The organism is Kribbibacterium absianum, assembly GCF_030067705.1.
GTDB classification, from domain to species: Bacteria; Actinomycetota; Coriobacteriia; order Coriobacteriales; family Atopobiaceae; genus Kribbibacterium; species Kribbibacterium absianum.
Map to the genome: position 1 here is coordinate 513,191 of NZ_JASJEX010000002.1, position 17,647 is coordinate 530,837.

A 17,647-nucleotide genomic window follows, 5' to 3' on the forward strand; every position below is an offset into this window, starting at 1 on the left:
GGGCTCTTCGAGGGTCGCTTTCACCTCGGTTGCCCCTGTCTCCCGGTGGAGCTCTCACAATGACATGAAGAACGGGGTGGAGCCCTACAATCATCCCTGCTGACGCGTTGCCGCGTCGCCTTGTCAGTCCAGCTCGAGGAGGCACTGTGAGTGAGACCCGTTTTGCCGCCGGGGCGACCGAGATCGAGCCGTCCGGCGCTCGCTGCGTCATGTGGGAGGGCGACGGCCACTTTCGCACGACCGGCCCGGAGGGCACGTGGGCGCTCGGGTCGTTGTTGGGTGCGTCCCTTGAGGAGGGCGACGTCGTGGTGCTCTCCGGTGACCTGGGCGCCGGGAAGACCAACCTGACCAAAGGGGCAGCCGCGGCCCTGGGGGTAACCGAGCCGGTAACGAGCCCCACCTTCAACATTCAGGCCGTGCACGAGGGTGACAATCTGACGCTCTTTCATTTTGACCTCTACCGGCTCGACGACCCGGATCAGCTCGGCGATGCGGGCGTGCTCGACGTCGTTGGCGTCGAGGGCGCATCGCTGGTCGAATGGGGGGAGGACTTCGCGGACGCCCTCGGGGCCGACCGTCTCGACATCTCGATAACGCGCGACGTGTCGAGCCCGCCGGGCGAAGAGCCCGCGCGCCTGTTCTCGCTCTCGCCCTCCGGCCCGCGCGGCTGCGCGCTCGCCCGCTCGCTCGATTCATCCGTTCGCGCTTTGATGGAGTTCCTCGATGCCTAACCACGAAAAGGGCCTGGTTGCCCTGGCCTTCGACACATCCACCGACCAACTGGCGTGCGCCGTGGCCACCTGGGCGCTGCGTCCGGATGGCAATGGCGCGGATGTGGCCGTCCTGGCCTCTTCCGACTTCCCCTGTCGCCGGCGCGGGAACGTCGAGCTCGTCCCGACCTGCCTTGAGGTTCTCGGAAAAGCAGGAAGAACGATGGAGGACGTGGGGCTCGTCATCGTCGGGCGAGGCCCGGGCTCGTTCACGGGCGTGCGTATCGGGATCGCGACGGCCAAAGGTCTGTCCTGCGGTCGCGACCTGCCACTTTATGGTGCGAGCACCCTCGACGCCGTGGCCTGGCGCGCGTGGCTGGGTGGCGCCCGCGGACTTGTGGGCGTGGTGGCTGACGCGATGCGCGGTGAGGTCTACCCCGGGCTGTACCAGCTGGACGATGGGGGCCCCACGAGGTTGTTCGGCACCGAGCGGGTCCTTAAGGCGCCAAAGGCGGTGGAGGAATGGGCCGCCCGCTCGGATGCGGCGTCCATCCAGCTCACGGGTGACGGGCTCAAAAAGTACCAGGGCCTTTACGCCGAAGCAGGTCTGACTGCGGTGCTCCCTGCGGATTTGTGGGCGCCCTCCGGCGAGTCCCTGATTCGCGCCGCAGCATCGCCAGCTGGTCTGGCGGCAGCCGGGTCGGGCGACCCGGCGCTCGTGCTTCCTGTGTACACGCGACTCTCGGACGCCGAGGAGAACGAGCTGGCCCGTCTGGGGATGAAGGAACCCGCGACCGTTGCAACGACGGGATGCGACGATGTGCTGGCCGACAGACATCTTCAGTTGCGCCCCATGGGTCTGAACGACGTGGCCCAAGTGGCCGAGCTCGACGTGGCGGTCTTCTCGGACTCGCCGCACACCCCGTGGTCCGCCGCGCTCTTCGCCGACGAGCTCTCCCAGTCCGGGCGCTCCTGGTGGGTCGCCCACGACCAAGGGGAACTGGTGGGCGTGGCCGGGGGCATGGTGGTGGACGGTGCCGTGGAGATCCTCGACGTCGCTGTCGCACAACCGAGGAGGCGCGAGGGCATCGCCCGGAGGCTGCTCGCCCGTGTGACGTACGACGCTCAGATGCTCGGCGCGGAGAAGGCCACACTCGAGGTCTTCTCCGAGAATCGCGGCGCTGTCGCCCTGTACGAGGCGCTCGGGTTCTCCACCGTGGCCGTGCGCCCGGACTATTACGGGAGCGGCCGCGACGCCCTCCTGATGGACGCTCCGCTGCCGCTGGCCGTGGGTTCCGCCGACGACCGCCCGGATCCCACGGCGCAGGTGCGCCCCTGGCCTCCGATGCGGCCGAGCCGGTCTCATGAGGCCTTGCAGACTATCGCGGGCGCACAGCCCATCGTGCTGGCCGTTGAGAGCTCCTGTGACGAGACCGCGATGGCCGTCATCGCCGGTGACGGGCGGATTCTCGCGAACGTCGTGGCGACGCAGATCGACTTCCACGCGCGCTTCGGCGGCGTGGTCCCCGAGATCGCGAGCCGCAAGCACACCGAGGCCGTGGTGGGTGTGTTCGAGGAGGCCATGGCGCAGGCGGGCGAGGCGCTCGGAACAGCGCCGCTCCAGGCAACGGACCTCGCTGCCGTGGGCGTGACGCAGGGCCCTGGGCTTGTCGGCGCTCTGGTGGTTGGCGTGGCCTTCTCCAAGGGGCTCGCGGCTATGGCCGGCATCGGCCTTGTGGGCGTGAACCATCTGGAGGGGCACCTGTACGCCAACCTGTTCGAGACTCCCGACCTCGAGCCGCCGTTCGTGGCGAGCCTCGTGTCCGGCGGACACACCATGCTGGTGCATGTGCGCGACTGGGGCGACTACGAGGTGCTCGGTCAGACCATCGACGACGCGGTGGGCGAGGCCTTTGACAAGGTGGCGAAGGCTTTGGGGCTCGGATACCCCGGAGGGCCCGTCATCAGCAAGCTCGCCGCCGAGGGCGACCCGCGCGCCATCGCGTTCCCGCGGGCGCTCTTGCACAGCCATGACTATCGCTTCTCCCTTTCTGGACTCAAGACCGCAGTGATCACGTACATCGAGGCCGAGAACCGCGCCGGACGCCCCATCGACATGCCGGATCTGGCGGCGAGCTTCCAGGCCGCCGTGATCGACGTGCAGGTGTCAAAAGCGCTCACAGCGGTCGAGGCGTGTAGCTTGGACGACTTCTGTGTGGGGGGCGGCGTGGCGGCCAACCCGGCGCTGCGGTCCGCCTATGCCGAGAAGCTCGGCGAACGGGGCGTGCGCGTGACGGTTCCTCCTCTCTCGGCCTGTACCGACAACGCCGCGATGATTGCGCTCGTGGCGTTGCGAGACGTTCAGGCCGGGCGTCTCGCTGAGCTGTCTATGGACGCGGAGCCCAACTGGAGTCTGTGAGCCCCGATAGCGGTCAAAAAAACTGAGGGATCCCTTGCATTGGAACGGTAGTTCTGTGTTAGGCTCCTGTCAAGAACAAACGTACTCTATCGTGAGAAAGCGAGGGGCGATGGGGTTCCGTACGCTGGTGGACGAGTCCGGGCAGCTGGCCGGGCCGGTTCTGCAGGGGCACGTGGCCGAGCTACTCGACGGCGGCGTTGTCACGGTGCTCGTGCCATCGGCCCGTGCCGCCCTGGAGGTGCGTCGAGCACTGGCCGATGTGGCAATCGCGCTGCGCGTGGATGTCGCGACCCCGCGGGCATGGTTCGAATCCCTCTGGGCACGCCACGGCGATGGGCGACCCATCGCCACCTCTTCGCAGATGCGCGCGTTGACATGGGGGCTGCTCGGTGATGACGGTCTGCTTCGGCGGTCCCCCGGCATGGTGGAGCTTGTGGCGCGCGTGGCGGAGCAGCCAGTCCCCGAGGGTGCGGAGGAGGCGCCTGGCCTGTCCGCTGTGCAGCGCGAGGTGCTCCGGCTGGCATCGAAGGTCTGTCAGCGTGCGGCTCGGCATGGCCTTGCGGTGCCTGGGCGTCTCCTGGCTGCGGATCCCAGTCTGGTCTCGGAGGCGCGGCGCATGGTGGCGGTGGGCTTCACCTCGCTCGATCCGCTGACCGAGGCGCTGTTCCGTGCGCTGCCGGAGACCGGGCTCACTCTGGTGTGCGCTGCGCCTCCGGGCGCGGCCGGCGAGGCGGCCCGGCTGGTTGTCCAAGAGCTTGGCGGGTGCGTGGCCGACGCCCCCTGCGGCTCGCGTCCCATCATGCGAAACCCCTGGCTGCAGACGCTGCTCGACACGGTCTTTACGGATGCCCCGGCCCTCAACCCGGACGGAAGCCTCGTGTTGCTCGAGGCTGGGGGACCCGAAGCAGAGGGAGAACTCATTGCTCGCGCCTTGGTGCAGCTCGCAGACGAGGGCGCGGAGCGCGTGGCGCTCGTGACGCGGGATCCAGAGCGATCCTGGCGCGAGCTGTCTCCCAAGCTCTCTTCTCGCGGCATGGCCGTGTGCGGCTCGTGGTCGCAGCCGGCGTCCTCGCTGCGGCCCGTTCGCCAGTTCCTCGCGTTCGCTCGACAGGTTTCGGACCTCATGGCGGTCGAGGAGTCCTGGGGCCCGCTCGAGACGCTCCGTCAGCTGGTGGATGGGTCTGACGATTCTGCTGAACTCGAGGGTCAGCTCCAGGAGGCCTTGTCCGCATCGGTGGAGGCGGACCGCTCGTGGTGGCCGCCCCGTGCCATCGTTGACTTCCTCATGACCCTCCCAGCGCTCGTGCCGGCGGCGCGCGTGTTTCGACTGGACGAGCAATGGCGCTCCGACCGTTCGCTCGCCCCTGGCGACGTGATTGCGGAGCTTGCGACGCTTGGGCAGGGGTCTGAGCCGTTCTCTCGCTGTCTTGAGAGGATCCGGGCTGCAGACTTCGGTGCGGCCGCAGAGGCCCTCCTCCCTCTTGCCGCAGCTGCCCGTAATCGTGACCAGCACCGAGCCCTTCTTGCGGTGGCGACGACGGCTCGCGAAGCCGAGGCGTTGGTGGACTCAGCGGCGTTGGCTCCCGTTGAGCGTCTTGACCTGCTCGGGCGCGCCCTCGAGGGGCGCTCGGTGACGCGCTCGGTCGAGCGCGGGCGCTTCGACGAGGAACCGCGCTGCACCGTGGAACTCGTCTCGCCATCCGATGCGGCGATGCTGCGCCAGGGCTCTGCCGATGCGCTCCTTATGGTCGGGGAGACGGCCGAGGAGGCCCCGGTCCCGGGCGCGCGGTTCCGTGAGGGCACTTTCGGCCAGCTCATGGAGGCCATCGGGCTCAGTTCGCCCATTCCTGCAGAAGCCACAGCCCGGGCGACCGCGTGGGGCGCGTGGGCCGTGCCGACTGGCCGTCTCGTGCTCGAACGCTCTCTGCACGACGAGAAGGCCAACGAGACGCAGCTCTCGCCCATGGCCGCCGAACTTCTGAGCGCGGTGGCGGAGGGCTCGCCCCACGAGGTCTTGGGGGAGGAGCGGATCTCGGAGAACCTTTCCGCAAAAGGCATGCGCCCGGAACCGGTCGTGACAGAGGAAGACTCGCGACCGGGGCAGCTATCGCCGGGTCATGCGCGCGTTCTCGTGGCTCGCGAGGACCTGGCCTCCGATACGCTGGACGCGAGTTCGCTGCCCGTTGTCTCGGCCACCGCCGTGGAGCGCTACCTTGAGTGTCCGCGGCGATGGTTCTTCGAGAAGGCCCTCCGGCCGCGCGAGCTCGACGCTGCGGTCACCCCGCTTGCGAAAGGCAACCTCGTCCATCGGGCCCTCGAGCTCTCACACCGTCGTGCCCGTCAGGAGGGCGGCGATGCGGGCGCCTACGTGGGCGAGTGCTTCGACCGGCTGGTCCTCGAGGGCATGGCAGGGGCGGAGGAGGGCGCCGGCGCCGTTCCGCACTCCCTGGCAGAGGAGCGTGGTCTCGCTGAGCTGCGCCAGAACCTGCAGGACGTTGCCGCCTTCGAGTCCGAGCGGTTCCGGGGGTTCGTGCCGCGCCACTTCGAGGCCGGGTTCGGTTTTGAGGGCCCGCCGGTCACGTGTGGAGGTGCCCACGTGGTAGGGTTCATCGACCGCGTGGACGCGGACGCGGACGGCCGAGCCATCGTTGTCGACTACAAGAACAAGCAGGACCAATCGGTGTTCCGAGAGTACGGTGGCCCCTCGAAGCCCGTGCCGCTCGAGGAGTGGGTGCCGCGCCACATTCAGGCGCTGTTGTACGCCAAGGTGCTCCCGCAGCTGTGGCCTGATCTCGAGCCGTCGGGCGCCGTGTACCTGATGACGGGGGCGCACCGAGGTTTGTGGGGCATCGTGAGCCCGACCGTGGCGCCGAGGGTCTATGGCCCCTCGCTGACGAGCCGCAGGGAGGGGCTCCTCACGACGGAGAACCTTGGCGGCGCCCCCTTCTCGGAGGTGCTGGACCGGGCTGAGGAGGTCGTCGCGCAGGCCGTGCGCGCGATGGAGTCCGGGGACGTGGCTCCGCGTCCCTGCGACCCGAGGCTCTGTGACGGTTGTCCTGTGGTCGGCTGTGAAAGGAGGCGCTGATGGCGGAGCTCTCGCGCGCCCAACAGGAGATTGTCGGTACGTTCGGCGAGCCGCTGTTCGTGGCTGCAGGGGCAGGCTCGGGGAAGACGTTCACCCTCGTCCGCAAGCTGGTGGAAGCGCTCGAGCCGGACGGGACCGGTGAGCCCCGCTTGGAGTCACTGGGCGATGCGCTTGTGATCACGTTCACCAGAAGGGCGGCCGAGGAGATCAAGGGTCGCGTGCGGTCGGAGCTTGTGGCCCGTGGGCGTCACGAGGAGGCGCTGCTGTTGGACACCGCGTGGGTGTCCACCATTCACGGCATGTGCGAGCGCATTCTCCGGTCCTGCGCCCTCGAGCTGGGCATCGACCCGGCGTTCTCCGTGGTGACGGGTCACCGGGCCTCGTATCTGCAGTCCCAGGCCATCGACGAGGTGCTCACGGCGGCGCGTGTCGACGAGCGGTACCGGCTGTTGTTCGAGCGCTACGGCGCGTCGCTGGATGCCGTGTCCCTTCAGGGCGTGAACGGGCGCATGGCGGGCAGACCGGGGCGTCATGCCGCCACGGCTCCCGAGATGGCCGAGCGCCTCTTCTCACTCGCGACCACCTCTCTGAGCGGCTTCGACGGTCTGCGGTTCCCGGGGACGCCGCTCGACGCCAGGGAGCTTTTGGCTCGCGTCGGGGAGGCCTACGAGGATCTGCTCGCCATCTGGTCCCCAACCACGCCGGCGGCAACGAGCAAGCATCAGAAAGTCGATGAGGCACTGGGTACGCTGAGACGCGCCCTCGACGGCGATGAGCTCGGGGCGCAGGAGGCGTCGTCTTTGTTGACGGCGCTGTACGTACCAGATAAGCGCGGGGCGAAAGGCGAGGTGGCCGACGCCATCGAGCGCCTCAAGGTCACGGTCGGGAATGCTCGGCTGCAGGTGGCGTACGAGCTGGAGACCCGGCCGCTGGAGAAGCCGCTGCTCGACCTGGCACGGGCCATCGGGCGCCGGTACGACGCGCTCAAGCGGGAGTCGGGCGCGCTCGACACGGATGACCTGCTACGGCTCACCTTCGACGCCCTGCGGCACGACGAGGGCGTGGCGCGGCGCTTCAGGGGCCGCTTCAAGCTGGTCATGGTGGACGAGTTCCAGGACACCGATCCACAGCAGCTGGAGATCGTGCGCCTGCTCGCCGCCTCTCCGGATGCCCTTTGCTTCGTCGGTGACGGCCAGCAGTCCATCTACCGCTTCCGCGGGGCCGACGTCACCCAGTACGAGCGCGCCAAGGATGCCGCGCCCAACGTGCGGCACCTGGACCGCAACTACCGGAGCCACGACGACATCCTTAGGTTCGTGAGCCACTCGCTCGGGGTGTCGGGCATTCTGCCGGGCTTCATGGACCTCACTGCCGACCCCGACCGTCGGGACGCTTTTCCCGCGGGTGTAGCCCACCGTGTGATGATCGAGCACACGGCTTCCGACGGGGCGCCGCTCGATGCCCTTAAGCGACGGAACGCGGAGCAAGTGGCAGAGCGGCTCCAGGAACTCAACCGACAGGGCGTCCCTGCGGGGGACATGGCCCTGTTGCTGCGTTCGATGGCGGATGCGGACCTCTACATTCAGGAACTCCGTGCCCACAAGCTGGACGCCGTGATGACCAAGGGGTCGAGCTTCGCGCAGGCATCGGAGGTGCGGCTCGTGCGCAGCATCTTGGTCGCGCTGGCGAACCCTCACGACACACGAGACGGCCTGATTCCCGTGTTGCAGAGCCCGGTCTTCGGTCTCAGCGACGACGACTTGGCCTCTCTCGCCCACGGCGGTGGCGGGGACATGGCCGAGGTGCTGCTGGCGGGCCCGGACCGGCTGTGCGAGTTCACCGGAGAGGAGCCCAGCCAGCGGCTCAAGGCCGCCATGGAGGTGCTCGACCGTGCCCGTGCCCGTATGGCCACCCAGTCGGTCGCCGACACGCTGCTCTCGGTGTGCGCCGAGTCCGGCTGGATCGCCCGGCTGGAACAGGAGGGGCCGGCCGGCCGCTCTCGGGCCGCGAACGTGCTCGCCTGCGTCCGGCGCGTCCGCGAGATCGTCGACGACGAGGGACTCGGCTTCAGCCACGCGCCCAAGGTGTTCGGGGACTGGTTGACGAGCGCCAAAGAGCCGCCGGCGGCCGTCAACGCCGAGAAGTCCACGGCCGTGAGCGTCATGACCATTCATGGCGCGAAGGGTCTCGAGTTCCCCGTGGTGGCCGTGGCCGGCTGCTTTGACGACGCGGCCAAGGCGGTGAACGACCGGCTCATCGTGTCGCCTTCCGAGTCCGGCCGCGACCTTGCACTCATGCCCGAGTCCTTCTCTCGCGACGACAAGGAGCGGCGCGCCTTCTCGGCGCTCCGAAAGACCGCACGCGAGACCCCGCGCCCGGCTCGTCCGGTGACCGGCCTCGACTGGAGGCTGGCCCTCGAGGACCGCGAGCGCGATGCCGAGACCCGAGAGGCGGCGCGCCTGCTGTACGTGGCGCTGACCCGCGCCGAGGACGCGCTGGTGCTCGGCATTGTCACGAAGGAGGCCAAGGACGGCCCGAGCCCCGCGCTGGCCGCTCGGTTCCTCGATGCGGCCGTAGGCGCCGTGCCTGTCGAGGAGGCCACCGAGGAGTTCGAGTACGGCGGCGAGTTCCCAGGGGAGGTGCGCACCACGTGGGTGGCAAAGTCCGATGGGGGCGCGGAGGAGCCGGACACAGAGGCCCCGGCGCTCGATGAGCCGCGGCGTATCTTTGCGCTCTATGAGGAGCCGCGCGTGGCGCCACCTGTGCGGCCGTGGCGGGTCGCCTGGGACGTGCGCAGCTACAGTGCGGACCGGCATCAGGCCGAGACAGAGGCCGCGCTCGCTGCGGACGGCCATGAGCACCAAGACGACGACCCGGCTTCCTGGGCACTCACGGTGGAGGAGACCCAAGGGAGCCCGGCGACGAGCTTCGGCGATGCGTTCCACGAGCTGGCACGCGAGGTCGCGGAGTCTCGCTCCCCGGTGACCGATGGGCGAGTGGCCGCTGCGGCGCGATTCCGCAGCCTGGACGCCCGGGCTGAGCAGCGGCTGCGCCGGGCCCTCGACGCGTGGTGGGGGAGCGACGCCCGCATCGAGGCCTGGACCTACCCACAGCTGGTGGGCGAGGCGCCGTTCTTTCAACGCCTGGAGGCCGAGGGGGGATATCTCACCGGGTCAATCGATCTGCTCGCCACTGACGGAGACCGAGCGTTCGTTGTGGACTACAAGACCGGCGAGCGCGGCCTCGACGCGGCGGGGGCACGAGCGGAGCACGAGATGCAGGCGCGCTACTACGCGCACGTTCTCATCGCGCAGGGGTTCGCCACAGTGCGGTGCGCGTTCGTCCTGGTGGAGAACCTTGTGGACGGGCGCCCGCTGACCGTGGACTTCGAGTTCGAGGGCCCCGAACCACCACCGTTGGGAGAGCTGCCGCACGACGTCGTCGTGCCGAACGAATGAGACAAACAATGGTAGGACGGTGAATAAGAAACTATAGTCCTTTTGACGGCTGACGCTGCTGACAAACCGGATTGACGGCACCGTAGCGGAGTTCAAAGGACGCTGTCAGAGGCGTCGATCGTTGTTGGTAAGCTGATGAACGGCCACGCCGGGAGAGCGACGTGGCGATTGTCGTTGGCCCCACCGCTGGGACCCAGAGCAAAGGAGAACCACCATGGCTCGTTTCACCCTTCCCCGCGACATTTACCACGGCCCGGACGCGCTTGAGGAGCTCAAGAACCTCAAGGGCACGCGGGCGTTCATCGTCACCGGCGGCGGCTCTATGCGCCGCGGCGGCTTCCTGCAGACCGTGGAGGAGAACCTTCAGGCGGCCGGCATGGAGACCTTCCTCTATGAGGGCGTCGAGGCCGACCCCTCCGTCGAGACCGTCATGAAGGGCGCCGCGGCGATGCAGGAATTCCAGCCGGACTGGATCGTCGCCATCGGCGGCGGCTCGCCCATCGACGCCGCGAAGGCCATGTGGGTCTTCTACGAGTACCCGGACACTTCCTTCGAGGACCTCATCACGCCGTTCAGCTTCCCGACGCTTCGCACCAAGGCCCAGTTCTGCGCCATCCCGTCCACGAGCGGCACGGCCACCGAGGTCACGGCCTTCTCGGTGATCACCGACTACGCCAAGGGCATCAAGTACCCGCTGGCGGACTTCAACATCACGCCGGACGTTGCCGTTGTGGACCCGGCGCTCACTTACACGATGCCGAAGAAGCTCGTGGCCCACACTGGCATGGACGCGATGACCCATGCCATTGAGGCCTATGTCTCCACCGTGGCCTGCAATTTCTCGGACGCCGACGCCATCTGGGCCATCGAGCTCATCCATGAGTGGCTCATCAAGTCCTACAACGGCGACGAAGAGGCCCGCCGACAGATGCACGACGCGCAGTGCCTCGCGGGCATGGCGTTCTCGAACGCGCTGCTCGGCATCGTGCACTCCATGGCTCACAAGACGGGCGCCGCATACTCCGGTGGTCACATCATCCATGGCTGCGCCAACGCCATGTACCTGCCCAAGGTCATCCAGTACAACGCCCGCGACCCGCGCGCCGCTGAGCGCTACGCGGACATCGCGCGCCGCCTGCACCTGTCGGGCGACACCACCGACGAGCTGGTGAAGTCCCTCATCGCCGAGCTGCGCCACATGAACGACGAGCTGGACATCCCGCAGGGCATCAAGAACTACGGCGAGGGCGGCGTCAAGGCCGACGTCTCCATCATCGACGAGCAGGAGTTCCTCGAGAAGCTCCCGACCGTCGCGGCCAACGCCATCGGCGACGCCTGCACCGGCTCCAACCCGCGCATTCCGACGCAGGAGGAGATGGAGGGGCTGCTGAAGGCCGTGTACTACGACACGGATGTGGACTTCTAAGCGCGAACCAATCGTAGGAGAGTTCCGGGCGCCGGGGCGTTGGCCTCGGCGCCTTGCGCTCCGTGTCGTCCTTCCTGCTCGTTCGAGCCCTTGAAGGGGGCGGTCATGAAGTTCGTCATAGCGTCCGACATTCACGGGTCCGCTTACTGGTGCGAGCGCCTCATGGAAGAGGTGGATCGCGAACAGCCGGATCGCCTGCTCCTTCTCGGCGACATTCTGTATCACGGCCCGCGCAACGACCTGCCGCGCGACTATGCGCCCAAAAAGGTCATCGAGTTGCTCAGCCCGTGGGCCGACCGGATCGTCTGCGTTCGCGGCAACTGCGAGGCCGAGGTGGACCAGATGGTGCTGCCGTTCCCATGCCTGGCAGACTTCGCGCAGGTCTTCGATGACCAAGGCAACGGCCTGTACTTGACCCACGGCCACCTCTGGGGTCCGGGCAAGCTGCCGCCGCTGCCTGCGGGCACGCTGTTCCTGTACGGCCACACGCACGTCAAGGACGACCACGACGAGAACGGCGTGCGCGTGTTCAACCCGGGCAGCGTCTCGATTCCCAAGGACGGGTCGCACAGTTACGCCGTGTACGAGGATGGCAAGCTCGAGGCGCGCGTGCTCGACACGCGGTGAGGAGCGGCTTGCGGCCGTGTGTGCGGGCCTTCATGAATCGTTGACTCCCGTATATGGTGTGGTCGTCCGTTCTTCCTGCTGTTCCGACGGGCGTGTCCTTCGTGCCAGGCGCCTCTCGCGTTCATCTTGTCGAGGCGCGTCCGTTCTTCCTGCCAATGCGACGATTCTCTCGGTGGGGGTACCTAAGGGATGTCCCCAACCACCGAACGGAAGGAGCCGCTATGGGCTTCGAGGACTTGAAGGACAGTCTGGAGGAGAGTGCCAAGGACGCGCTGAAGGGCGCAAAGGACGGAATCAGCGGCGCCGCGCAACATGTGGCGGACGAGGCGCGCAAGAAGGCCGACGAGGCGGAGCTCAAGCTCGACGCCGACAAGCTTCGCGGTCAGGCCGCAGAGGCCGCCCAGCAACTGGGCGAGCAGGCGAAGGCTGCGGGGCAGTCCATCGCTGACAAGGCCTCCCAGCTCAAGGACCAGGTGGCAGAGAAGCTGCAATAGGGCGAACGGCTGGCGCCAGTCGCACGGGGGCTCGCTTCGGCGGGCCCTTTTTCATGCTGATCCGGACGTCCTTTGGTCGAGGCGCCTGCGCGCAACGGCAGGAAAAACAGGGTCTCGCAACAGCAGGAAGAACGATGAGGCCAGGTCTCGCAACGACAGGAAGAACGGCACAGGCGTGTCACTCCGGCCGTACGTGATCGCGCAGCGACGCCGCCTCGGTCTTCTCGGCCAAGCCCTTAAGCTCGGGATTCTCGCCAAGCGTTGCGTACAGGTGCGCCGCGATGTCCGGATGCAGGTCGAGGCTCTTTTCGAGCGCTCCGCGCAGCGCCGGGTCTTCCTTCACCAGGGTCGCAAAGTCGGCCTGTGCCTGCGGGTTCTTTTCGATGGCTTGCGACAGCGACTGGGCCAACTTCGGGTTCTGTTCCAGGGCCTGTCCAATGCGCTCCGCCGGCACCACCTCTGCGAGCGCCCCAGACCCCCTGATCAGCGGGCTCTGCCCGCGCCCGGTGCCCAGCGTCTTGAACACTGCTGGCGCAGGGCGCCCCAGCAGCTGACAGAGCAGGGTGATCGGCCGTCCGAGCCCCGCCCGGTACAGCATGGTGTACACGCGTTCCCGCAGCAGTCTGGTATGCCCCGCCACGTTCTGGCCGTATAGGCCGACGTCGCGGCTGCCCGCGAATGCGATGACCACGGCAATGTCATAGAACCAGAAACCGTCCCATCCAAAAAGCTCGCAGCCCAGGAAGATGGCGGACCACGGGCACCGTGCCCCTGCGGCGAGGAACGCGAGCATGCCGAGGCCTGCCATGAGCGGCACGTACGCGTTCGTGAGTGTCGCCAGCGAGCTGCCGAGCAGCGCTCCGACGATCAGGAGGGGCGTGATCTCGCCGCCCACGAGGCCGAAACCGAGCGACACCACCGTGAGCACCCCTTTGAAGACCCAGGCCTCGGCGGGCGCCGTGCCGGCGAACGCGCTGCTCAGCAGCTCCTCGCCGGTGCCGGCGTACAGCGTCCAGTCCAGCCCGAGCACTGCGGCGCACACGAGTATGCCGCCGACACAAACGCCCAGGTACGGTCGATGGAGCTTGGTCCGCACGAGCGAGCGGGCGCTCGAGACCGCCCAGCTGTACAGCGCGCCGCCGATCGCGCAGGCAGCGCCGATGAGCGCGGCGTGCGCGGCCGTTTCCCAGGTCAAGGTGAGGATCGGTGTCATCGGGACCACGATGGAGACGCCCGCCACGCGCGCCAGGCCGGCGGCCACGAACGCGGTGAGCAGAAGCGTCGGCACGTGTTGGGGCCGCGTGGAGTTGAGCCGCAGCAGCTCGAGCACAAACGCGACGGCGGCGAGCGGCGCTGTGAACAGGGCGGCGACGAGCGCCGTGAGTCCGACGGCCGCGCCGTAGCCGTAGCAGGGGCGCTCCTCGTTCGAGCCGGGTGCGGGCTCCGTGACGCGAAACCTTCCGACGAGCCCGCTGCCGAGCGCGGCGCCGACCTCCATGGCGGTGGCCGTCTTGCCCACGGACGCGCCGCCGGCGAGGCTCGCGCACGTGCCGAGCAACGCCGCCGGTGCGAGGTGCGGATCCACGCGCTGGTCGTCGCGGATGTCGCGGATCACGTCGCCGGGCGTCACGTGGGCCTTGAGGCCGAGCCTTTGGAAGAGCCAGACCGACGCTGCACCGAGCGCCGGCAGCGCGAAGAGCCAGAGCGGCTGTCCTTGCCACAGCCCGTTCGCCCAATTGCATGCCAAAACGAGCACCACCGACGCTGCGGCGCCGATGATGCCCATGGCCAACGAGAACCACACGCGCCGCCACGGGTGCTGGCCGCGGAGGTACGCGATAACTGCGGAAGCATTCATGGCGGGTCTGTACCCGCGCCGGCGTTCTTCCTGCTGTTTCGAGAACCGGCGGGGCGGGATGCACGGAATAGCAGGAAGAACGGGCACGATCGAAACAGCAGGAAGAACGAGCCGGTCGAAACGGCAGGAAGAACGAGCGGGCCTGGCGGTTAGGCGCGGCCCGCGCAGCCCAGGTTCTCCATGTGGTCGCCCACGAGCTTCGTGATCTGAGCCATGCCCGCCGTGGCAGGTTTTTTCGGGTCAAAGCACTCGGGGTTCTCGGCCATGTAGCCCATAAAGCCCCGGGTGTAGACCTGCCGCAGCTCGGTCGCGTAGTTCACCTTGCAGATGCCGTTCGCGATGGCCTCGCGCACCTGCTCGTCGGGCACGCCGCTCGTTCCATGCAGCACCAGCGGCACGTCCACCCGTGCGGCGATGGCCTTCACGATGTCCTGCTCGATGTGCGGCGTGCCGTGGTACACGCCGTGCGCGGTGCCAACGCCGATGGCGAGGCTCGTGCAGCCGGTGCGCCAGACGAACTCCTCGGCCTCATCGGGGTCGGTGAAGGGGTTGCCCTGGCCGCTGTCCGGGCCGTCGTCCTCCTTGCCTCCGACTTTCCCTAGCTCTGCCTCCACGGGGATTCCCATCGCGGCGCCGACGCGCGCGACGGCCTCGGTCTTGGCGATGTTCTCCTCGAAGGGGTCGTGGGATCCGTCGATCATCACCGAGGTATAACCGGCGTGCATGGCCTGCATGCAAAGGTCGAAGGAGCTGCCGTGGTCCAGATGCAGCGCGACGGGCACGCTGGCATTCTCGGCGGCAGCGCGCACCATGCCGTAGAAGTACTCCATCGACGCATACTTGAGCGTGCCCGGCGTGGTCTGCATAATCACGGGCGCGCGCTTCTCCTCGGCGGCCTTGACCACCGCCATGACGAACTCAAGATTTTCGACATTGAAAGCACCCACCGCATAGTGGTTCGTCTGGGCGCTCTTCAGCATGTCTGTGGTGGTGACGAGCATGGTGGGCTCCTTTGCTGCTGACCTTAACCGTTGCCAAGACCCTAACACGGACAGAAATGCCTGTTCAGGGCAGCATTCGCGCAATGGCAGGAAAAACGGGGCGCGGTTGCTTGCGTTTTGCCGCACGCTGTCGCCATTCCCTCCCCGTTCTTCCTGCCGTTCCGAGCGCCACAAGAGAAGTGCTTTCGAGAGCTGTCGTTGAGTTCCGATAATGCTTCGGTCTGAGTTACGGTATCTTCACAATCGTCCTCACGTCGAGAGAGGGGCTCCATGTCCGATCACGCCTTCGCGGACCAACGCCGCTCGGCGATCCTCGCGCTCCTTGACCGCGACACGAGCGTCCGGGTGGCCGACCTGGCGCGCGAGCTTGATGTTTCGACCGTGACCATCCGCTCGGACCTGGACGTGCTCGAGCGAGCGGGGAAGCTGCGGCGCACCCACGGGGGCGCGGTGGCGCTGGGACGGTCGGTCACGGTGTCCGTGCAGGACCGCCGGGTCAACGTGAACGCGGAGGCCAAACGGGCCATCGCGCGCGAGGCGGCGTCGTGGGTCAAGGACGGCCAGTCGATCCTGCTGGACTCCGGGACCACGGCGCTCGAGGTGGCGCGGGCGCTGGTGGACCGCGAGGGCATCACGGTGGTGACGGCGGACCTTACGGTTGCCGACCTTATCGACAAGGCGCTTCCGGGCGTCGAGGCGGTGCTGCTCGGCGGCGTTGTTCGCAAGGGGCATCGGTACGTGACCGGGCCGGTGACGCTGGCCGCCCTCGGCATGCTGCACGCGGACTGGGCGTTCATCTGCCCCACGGCCATGGTGCCCGGGCGTGGGTTCATGACCAACTTTGCGCCGATGGCCGAGGTCAAAAGCGCGATGCTGGATTCGGCCACCCGCCGTGCGGCGCTGGCCGACGTCACCAAGGTGGGCGCGTCCGGCCTCGTGCGCTTTGCCGGGGCGGAGGACGTGGACCTGCTCCTGTGCGACGCGGATCCCGGCGCCGACCTGCGTGGGTACCTGTCCGAGAAGAACAGCGAGCTCAAGGTGGTTGCAGCGTGAAACTCATCATGTCCGACATCGACGGGACCATTCTTCCCTGGGGCGACCACGTGGTCCCAGAGCGCACGCGCCAGGTGATTCGCGACGCACAGGCGGCGGGCCATGTGGTGGGGCCGGCGTCCGGTCGCGCGCGGGAGTGGATCGCGCCCTTCTTCGCGGGCGAGGAGGACTGCTACGCCACCTGCATCGCGGTGAACGGCCTCGAGGTGTGGTTGCAGGGCGAACGGGTGCTCAAGAAGACGATGGACCCTGCGGCCGTCCGCATGGCGGTCGATTTGCTGGAGGACGTGCCGGGCACGGGGCTCCTGTGCTTTGAGGGCGGCCATCCGGTGCTGGTTTGTGGCTCGCGCGACGACCTGGCCGTCGCTTTCCCGCGCTACGCCGACATCTGCACGCCCGGGTCGGTGCCCGACGCCCCTGTGGAGAAGGCGAACGTGTTCGTGAACGGCGACCTGGACGAGACGCGCCGGGTGGTCGCGCTGCTCAACGACGCGGTGGACGGCCTGGATTTCGACGTGGCGCAGCCGGGGTTCTCGAACGTCATGCCGGCCGGCTGGAACAAGGGCCAAGCGCTTGTGTGGCTGCGCGACCGGTTGGGCGTGGCGCCGGAGGACGTGTTCGTCTTTGGGGACGCCGGCAACGACCTGCCGATGCTGGAAGTGGTCGAGAACTCGGTAGCCGTGGCGAACGCGCTGCCGGAAGCGGCCGCAGCGGCGAAGTGGCACATCGGGTCGGTGGAGACGGGCGCTGTGGCCGATGCGATCGAAGCACTGGCGGAGGGGGCATGGCCGTTCTCGGAATGACGGTCTCGAGCTGCGGTTTTCGTTCTTCCTGCTAAAGCGACAGCATCAGGTTTCGTTCTACCTGCTAAAGCGGAGCCATCAGCGTCCGTTCTTCCTGCCAAAGCGACGCGTGACAAGGAGTCCCATGTCCCACACCCTTCGGCCGGCCACGGTCGACGATCTTCCTGCCGTTTCGACGGTCTTCTCGGCGGCTCGGCGGTTCATGGCCGATCATGGCAACCCAACGCAATGGGGAGCGTCGTATCCGCCCGCAGGACTGCTCGAGAGCGACGTGGCGGCCGGCCGCGCCCATGTCTTCGTGGACAAAGGCGGCCGCGTGCATGGTTACGTTTCGATCGAGGCCGCCCCGGACCCCACCTACGGCACGATCGACGGCGCGTGGCTGCAGGGCGGCCCTTATGCGACCATCCATCGCATTGCAACGGACGGTAGTTTCCATGGGGCATTGGCGATGGCGCTCGGGCAGGCGCGCTCCTTGGCGGCCGCCGTCCGTCTCGACACCCACGCGGACAACGTCCCCATGCAACGCGCCGCCGAGGTGCTCGGGTTCCAACGCTGCGGCACCATCTGGGTGGAAGACGGCAGCCCGCGCATTGCCTACGAGCTTCTCGGCTGAGCCCTCCCGTTCTTCATGCTGTTTCGCGCACGGCTCTTCTGGCCTGCTGTCTCGCAACGGCAGGAAGAACGGGAGGCTCGCAACAGCAGGAAGAACG

General features: G+C 67.8%; 12 protein-coding genes. 10 read left to right on the forward strand and 2 right to left on the reverse strand.

The genetic code is table 11. The annotated features are described in order from the left end of the window. The first annotated feature begins 146 nt into the window (after positions 1-146). The 7 genes from tsaE (at position 147) to QJ043_RS05255 (ending at position 12,219) form a co-directional block, all read left to right on the forward strand. A complete protein-coding gene (tsaE, locus tag QJ043_RS05225; protein WP_283713732.1) occupies positions 147-731 on the forward strand; it encodes a tRNA (adenosine(37)-N6)-threonylcarbamoyltransferase complex ATPase subunit type 1 TsaE in 585 nt (194 codons plus the stop codon). Beyond that, a complete protein-coding gene (gene tsaD / locus QJ043_RS05230) occupies positions 724-3,129 on the forward strand; it encodes a tRNA (adenosine(37)-N6)-threonylcarbamoyltransferase complex transferase subunit TsaD (protein WP_283713731.1) in 2,406 nt (801 codons plus the stop codon). Before tsaE ends, tsaD begins: the two co-directional genes overlap by 8 nt. 109 nt (positions 3,130-3,238) lie before the next feature. Beyond that, complete coding sequence (locus QJ043_RS05235) at positions 3,239-6,214, forward strand: PD-(D/E)XK nuclease family protein (RefSeq protein WP_283713730.1); 2,976 nt, start codon at positions 3,239-3,241, stop codon at positions 6,212-6,214. Beyond that, the gene (locus tag QJ043_RS05240) at positions 6,214-9,672 is read left to right on the forward strand and encodes a UvrD-helicase domain-containing protein (protein WP_283713729.1); all 3,459 of its coding nucleotides are present in this window, start codon (positions 6,214-6,216) and stop codon (positions 9,670-9,672) included. Before QJ043_RS05235 ends, QJ043_RS05240 begins: the two co-directional genes overlap by 1 nt. Before the next feature lie 214 nt (positions 9,673-9,886). Continuing rightward, positions 9,887-11,098: an iron-containing alcohol dehydrogenase gene (locus QJ043_RS05245; protein WP_283713728.1), complete on the forward strand. Its 1,212-nt coding sequence runs from the start codon at positions 9,887-9,889 to the stop codon at positions 11,096-11,098. Positions 11,099-11,203: 105 nt separating this feature from the next. Next, complete coding sequence (yfcE, locus tag QJ043_RS05250) at positions 11,204-11,725, forward strand: phosphodiesterase (RefSeq protein ID WP_283713727.1); 522 nt, start codon at positions 11,204-11,206, stop codon at positions 11,723-11,725. A gap of 221 nt (positions 11,726-11,946) precedes the next feature. Beyond that, positions 11,947-12,219, forward strand: coding sequence for a hypothetical protein (locus QJ043_RS05255; protein WP_283713726.1), 273 nt, complete (start codon positions 11,947-11,949; stop codon positions 12,217-12,219). 178 nt (positions 12,220-12,397) lie between these two features. On the opposite strand, the gene QJ043_RS05260 is transcribed toward QJ043_RS05255, so the two are convergent. Both QJ043_RS05260 and QJ043_RS05265 read right to left on the reverse strand, forming a co-directional pair. Beyond that, positions 12,398-14,077: a chloride channel protein gene (locus QJ043_RS05260; RefSeq protein ID WP_283713725.1), complete on the reverse strand. Its 1,680-nt coding sequence runs from the start codon at positions 14,075-14,077 to the stop codon at positions 12,398-12,400. Positions 14,078-14,226: 149 nt separating this feature from the next. Next, complete coding sequence (locus tag QJ043_RS05265; RefSeq protein ID WP_283713724.1) at positions 14,227-15,078, reverse strand: class II fructose-bisphosphate aldolase; 852 nt, start codon at positions 15,076-15,078, stop codon at positions 14,227-14,229. Between the two features lie 270 nt (positions 15,079-15,348). On the opposite strand from QJ043_RS05265, the gene QJ043_RS05270 reads away from it, so the two are divergent. The 3 genes from QJ043_RS05270 to QJ043_RS05280 all read left to right on the forward strand — a co-directional run bounded on the left by QJ043_RS05270 (position 15,349) and on the right by QJ043_RS05280 (position 17,550). After that, the gene (locus tag QJ043_RS05270) at positions 15,349-16,131 is read left to right on the forward strand and encodes a DeoR/GlpR family DNA-binding transcription regulator (protein ID WP_283713723.1); all 783 of its coding nucleotides are present in this window, start codon (positions 15,349-15,351) and stop codon (positions 16,129-16,131) included. After that, entirely contained in the window at positions 16,128-16,934 is an 807-nt protein-coding gene (locus tag QJ043_RS05275; protein WP_283713722.1) for an HAD family hydrolase, read from the forward strand. Before QJ043_RS05270 ends, QJ043_RS05275 begins: the two co-directional genes overlap by 4 nt. A 124-nt stretch (positions 16,935-17,058) precedes the next feature. Beyond that, the gene (locus QJ043_RS05280; RefSeq protein ID WP_283713721.1) at positions 17,059-17,550 is read left to right on the forward strand and encodes a GNAT family N-acetyltransferase family protein; all 492 of its coding nucleotides are present in this window, start codon (positions 17,059-17,061) and stop codon (positions 17,548-17,550) included. Positions 17,551-17,647: the final 97 nt, after the last annotated feature.

Excerpts from the sequence above, each read along its gene's own strand:
- QJ043_RS05260 (WP_283713725.1), bottom strand. The coding sequence starts at position 14,077 with ATGAATGCTTCCGCAGTTATCGCGTACCTCCGCGGCCAGCACCCGTGG.
- tsaD (WP_283713731.1), top strand. The coding sequence starts at position 724 with ATGCCTAACCACGAAAAGGGCCTGGTTGCCCTGGCCTTCGACACATCC.
- QJ043_RS05240 (WP_283713729.1), top strand. The coding sequence starts at position 6,214 with ATGGCGGAGCTCTCGCGCGCCCAACAGGAGATTGTCGGTACGTTCGGC.
- QJ043_RS05255 (WP_283713726.1), top strand. The coding sequence starts at position 11,947 with ATGGGCTTCGAGGACTTGAAGGACAGTCTGGAGGAGAGTGCCAAGGAC.
- yfcE (WP_283713727.1), top strand. The coding sequence starts at position 11,204 with ATGAAGTTCGTCATAGCGTCCGACATTCACGGGTCCGCTTACTGGTGC.
- QJ043_RS05235 (WP_283713730.1), top strand. The coding sequence starts at position 3,239 with ATGGGGTTCCGTACGCTGGTGGACGAGTCCGGGCAGCTGGCCGGGCCG.
- QJ043_RS05265 (WP_283713724.1), bottom strand. The coding sequence starts at position 15,078 with ATGCTCGTCACCACCACAGACATGCTGAAGAGCGCCCAGACGAACCAC.
- QJ043_RS05245 (WP_283713728.1), top strand. The coding sequence starts at position 9,887 with ATGGCTCGTTTCACCCTTCCCCGCGACATTTACCACGGCCCGGACGCG.
- QJ043_RS05270 (WP_283713723.1), top strand. The coding sequence starts at position 15,349 with ATGTCCGATCACGCCTTCGCGGACCAACGCCGCTCGGCGATCCTCGCG.
- QJ043_RS05280 (WP_283713721.1), top strand. The coding sequence starts at position 17,059 with ATGTCCCACACCCTTCGGCCGGCCACGGTCGACGATCTTCCTGCCGTT.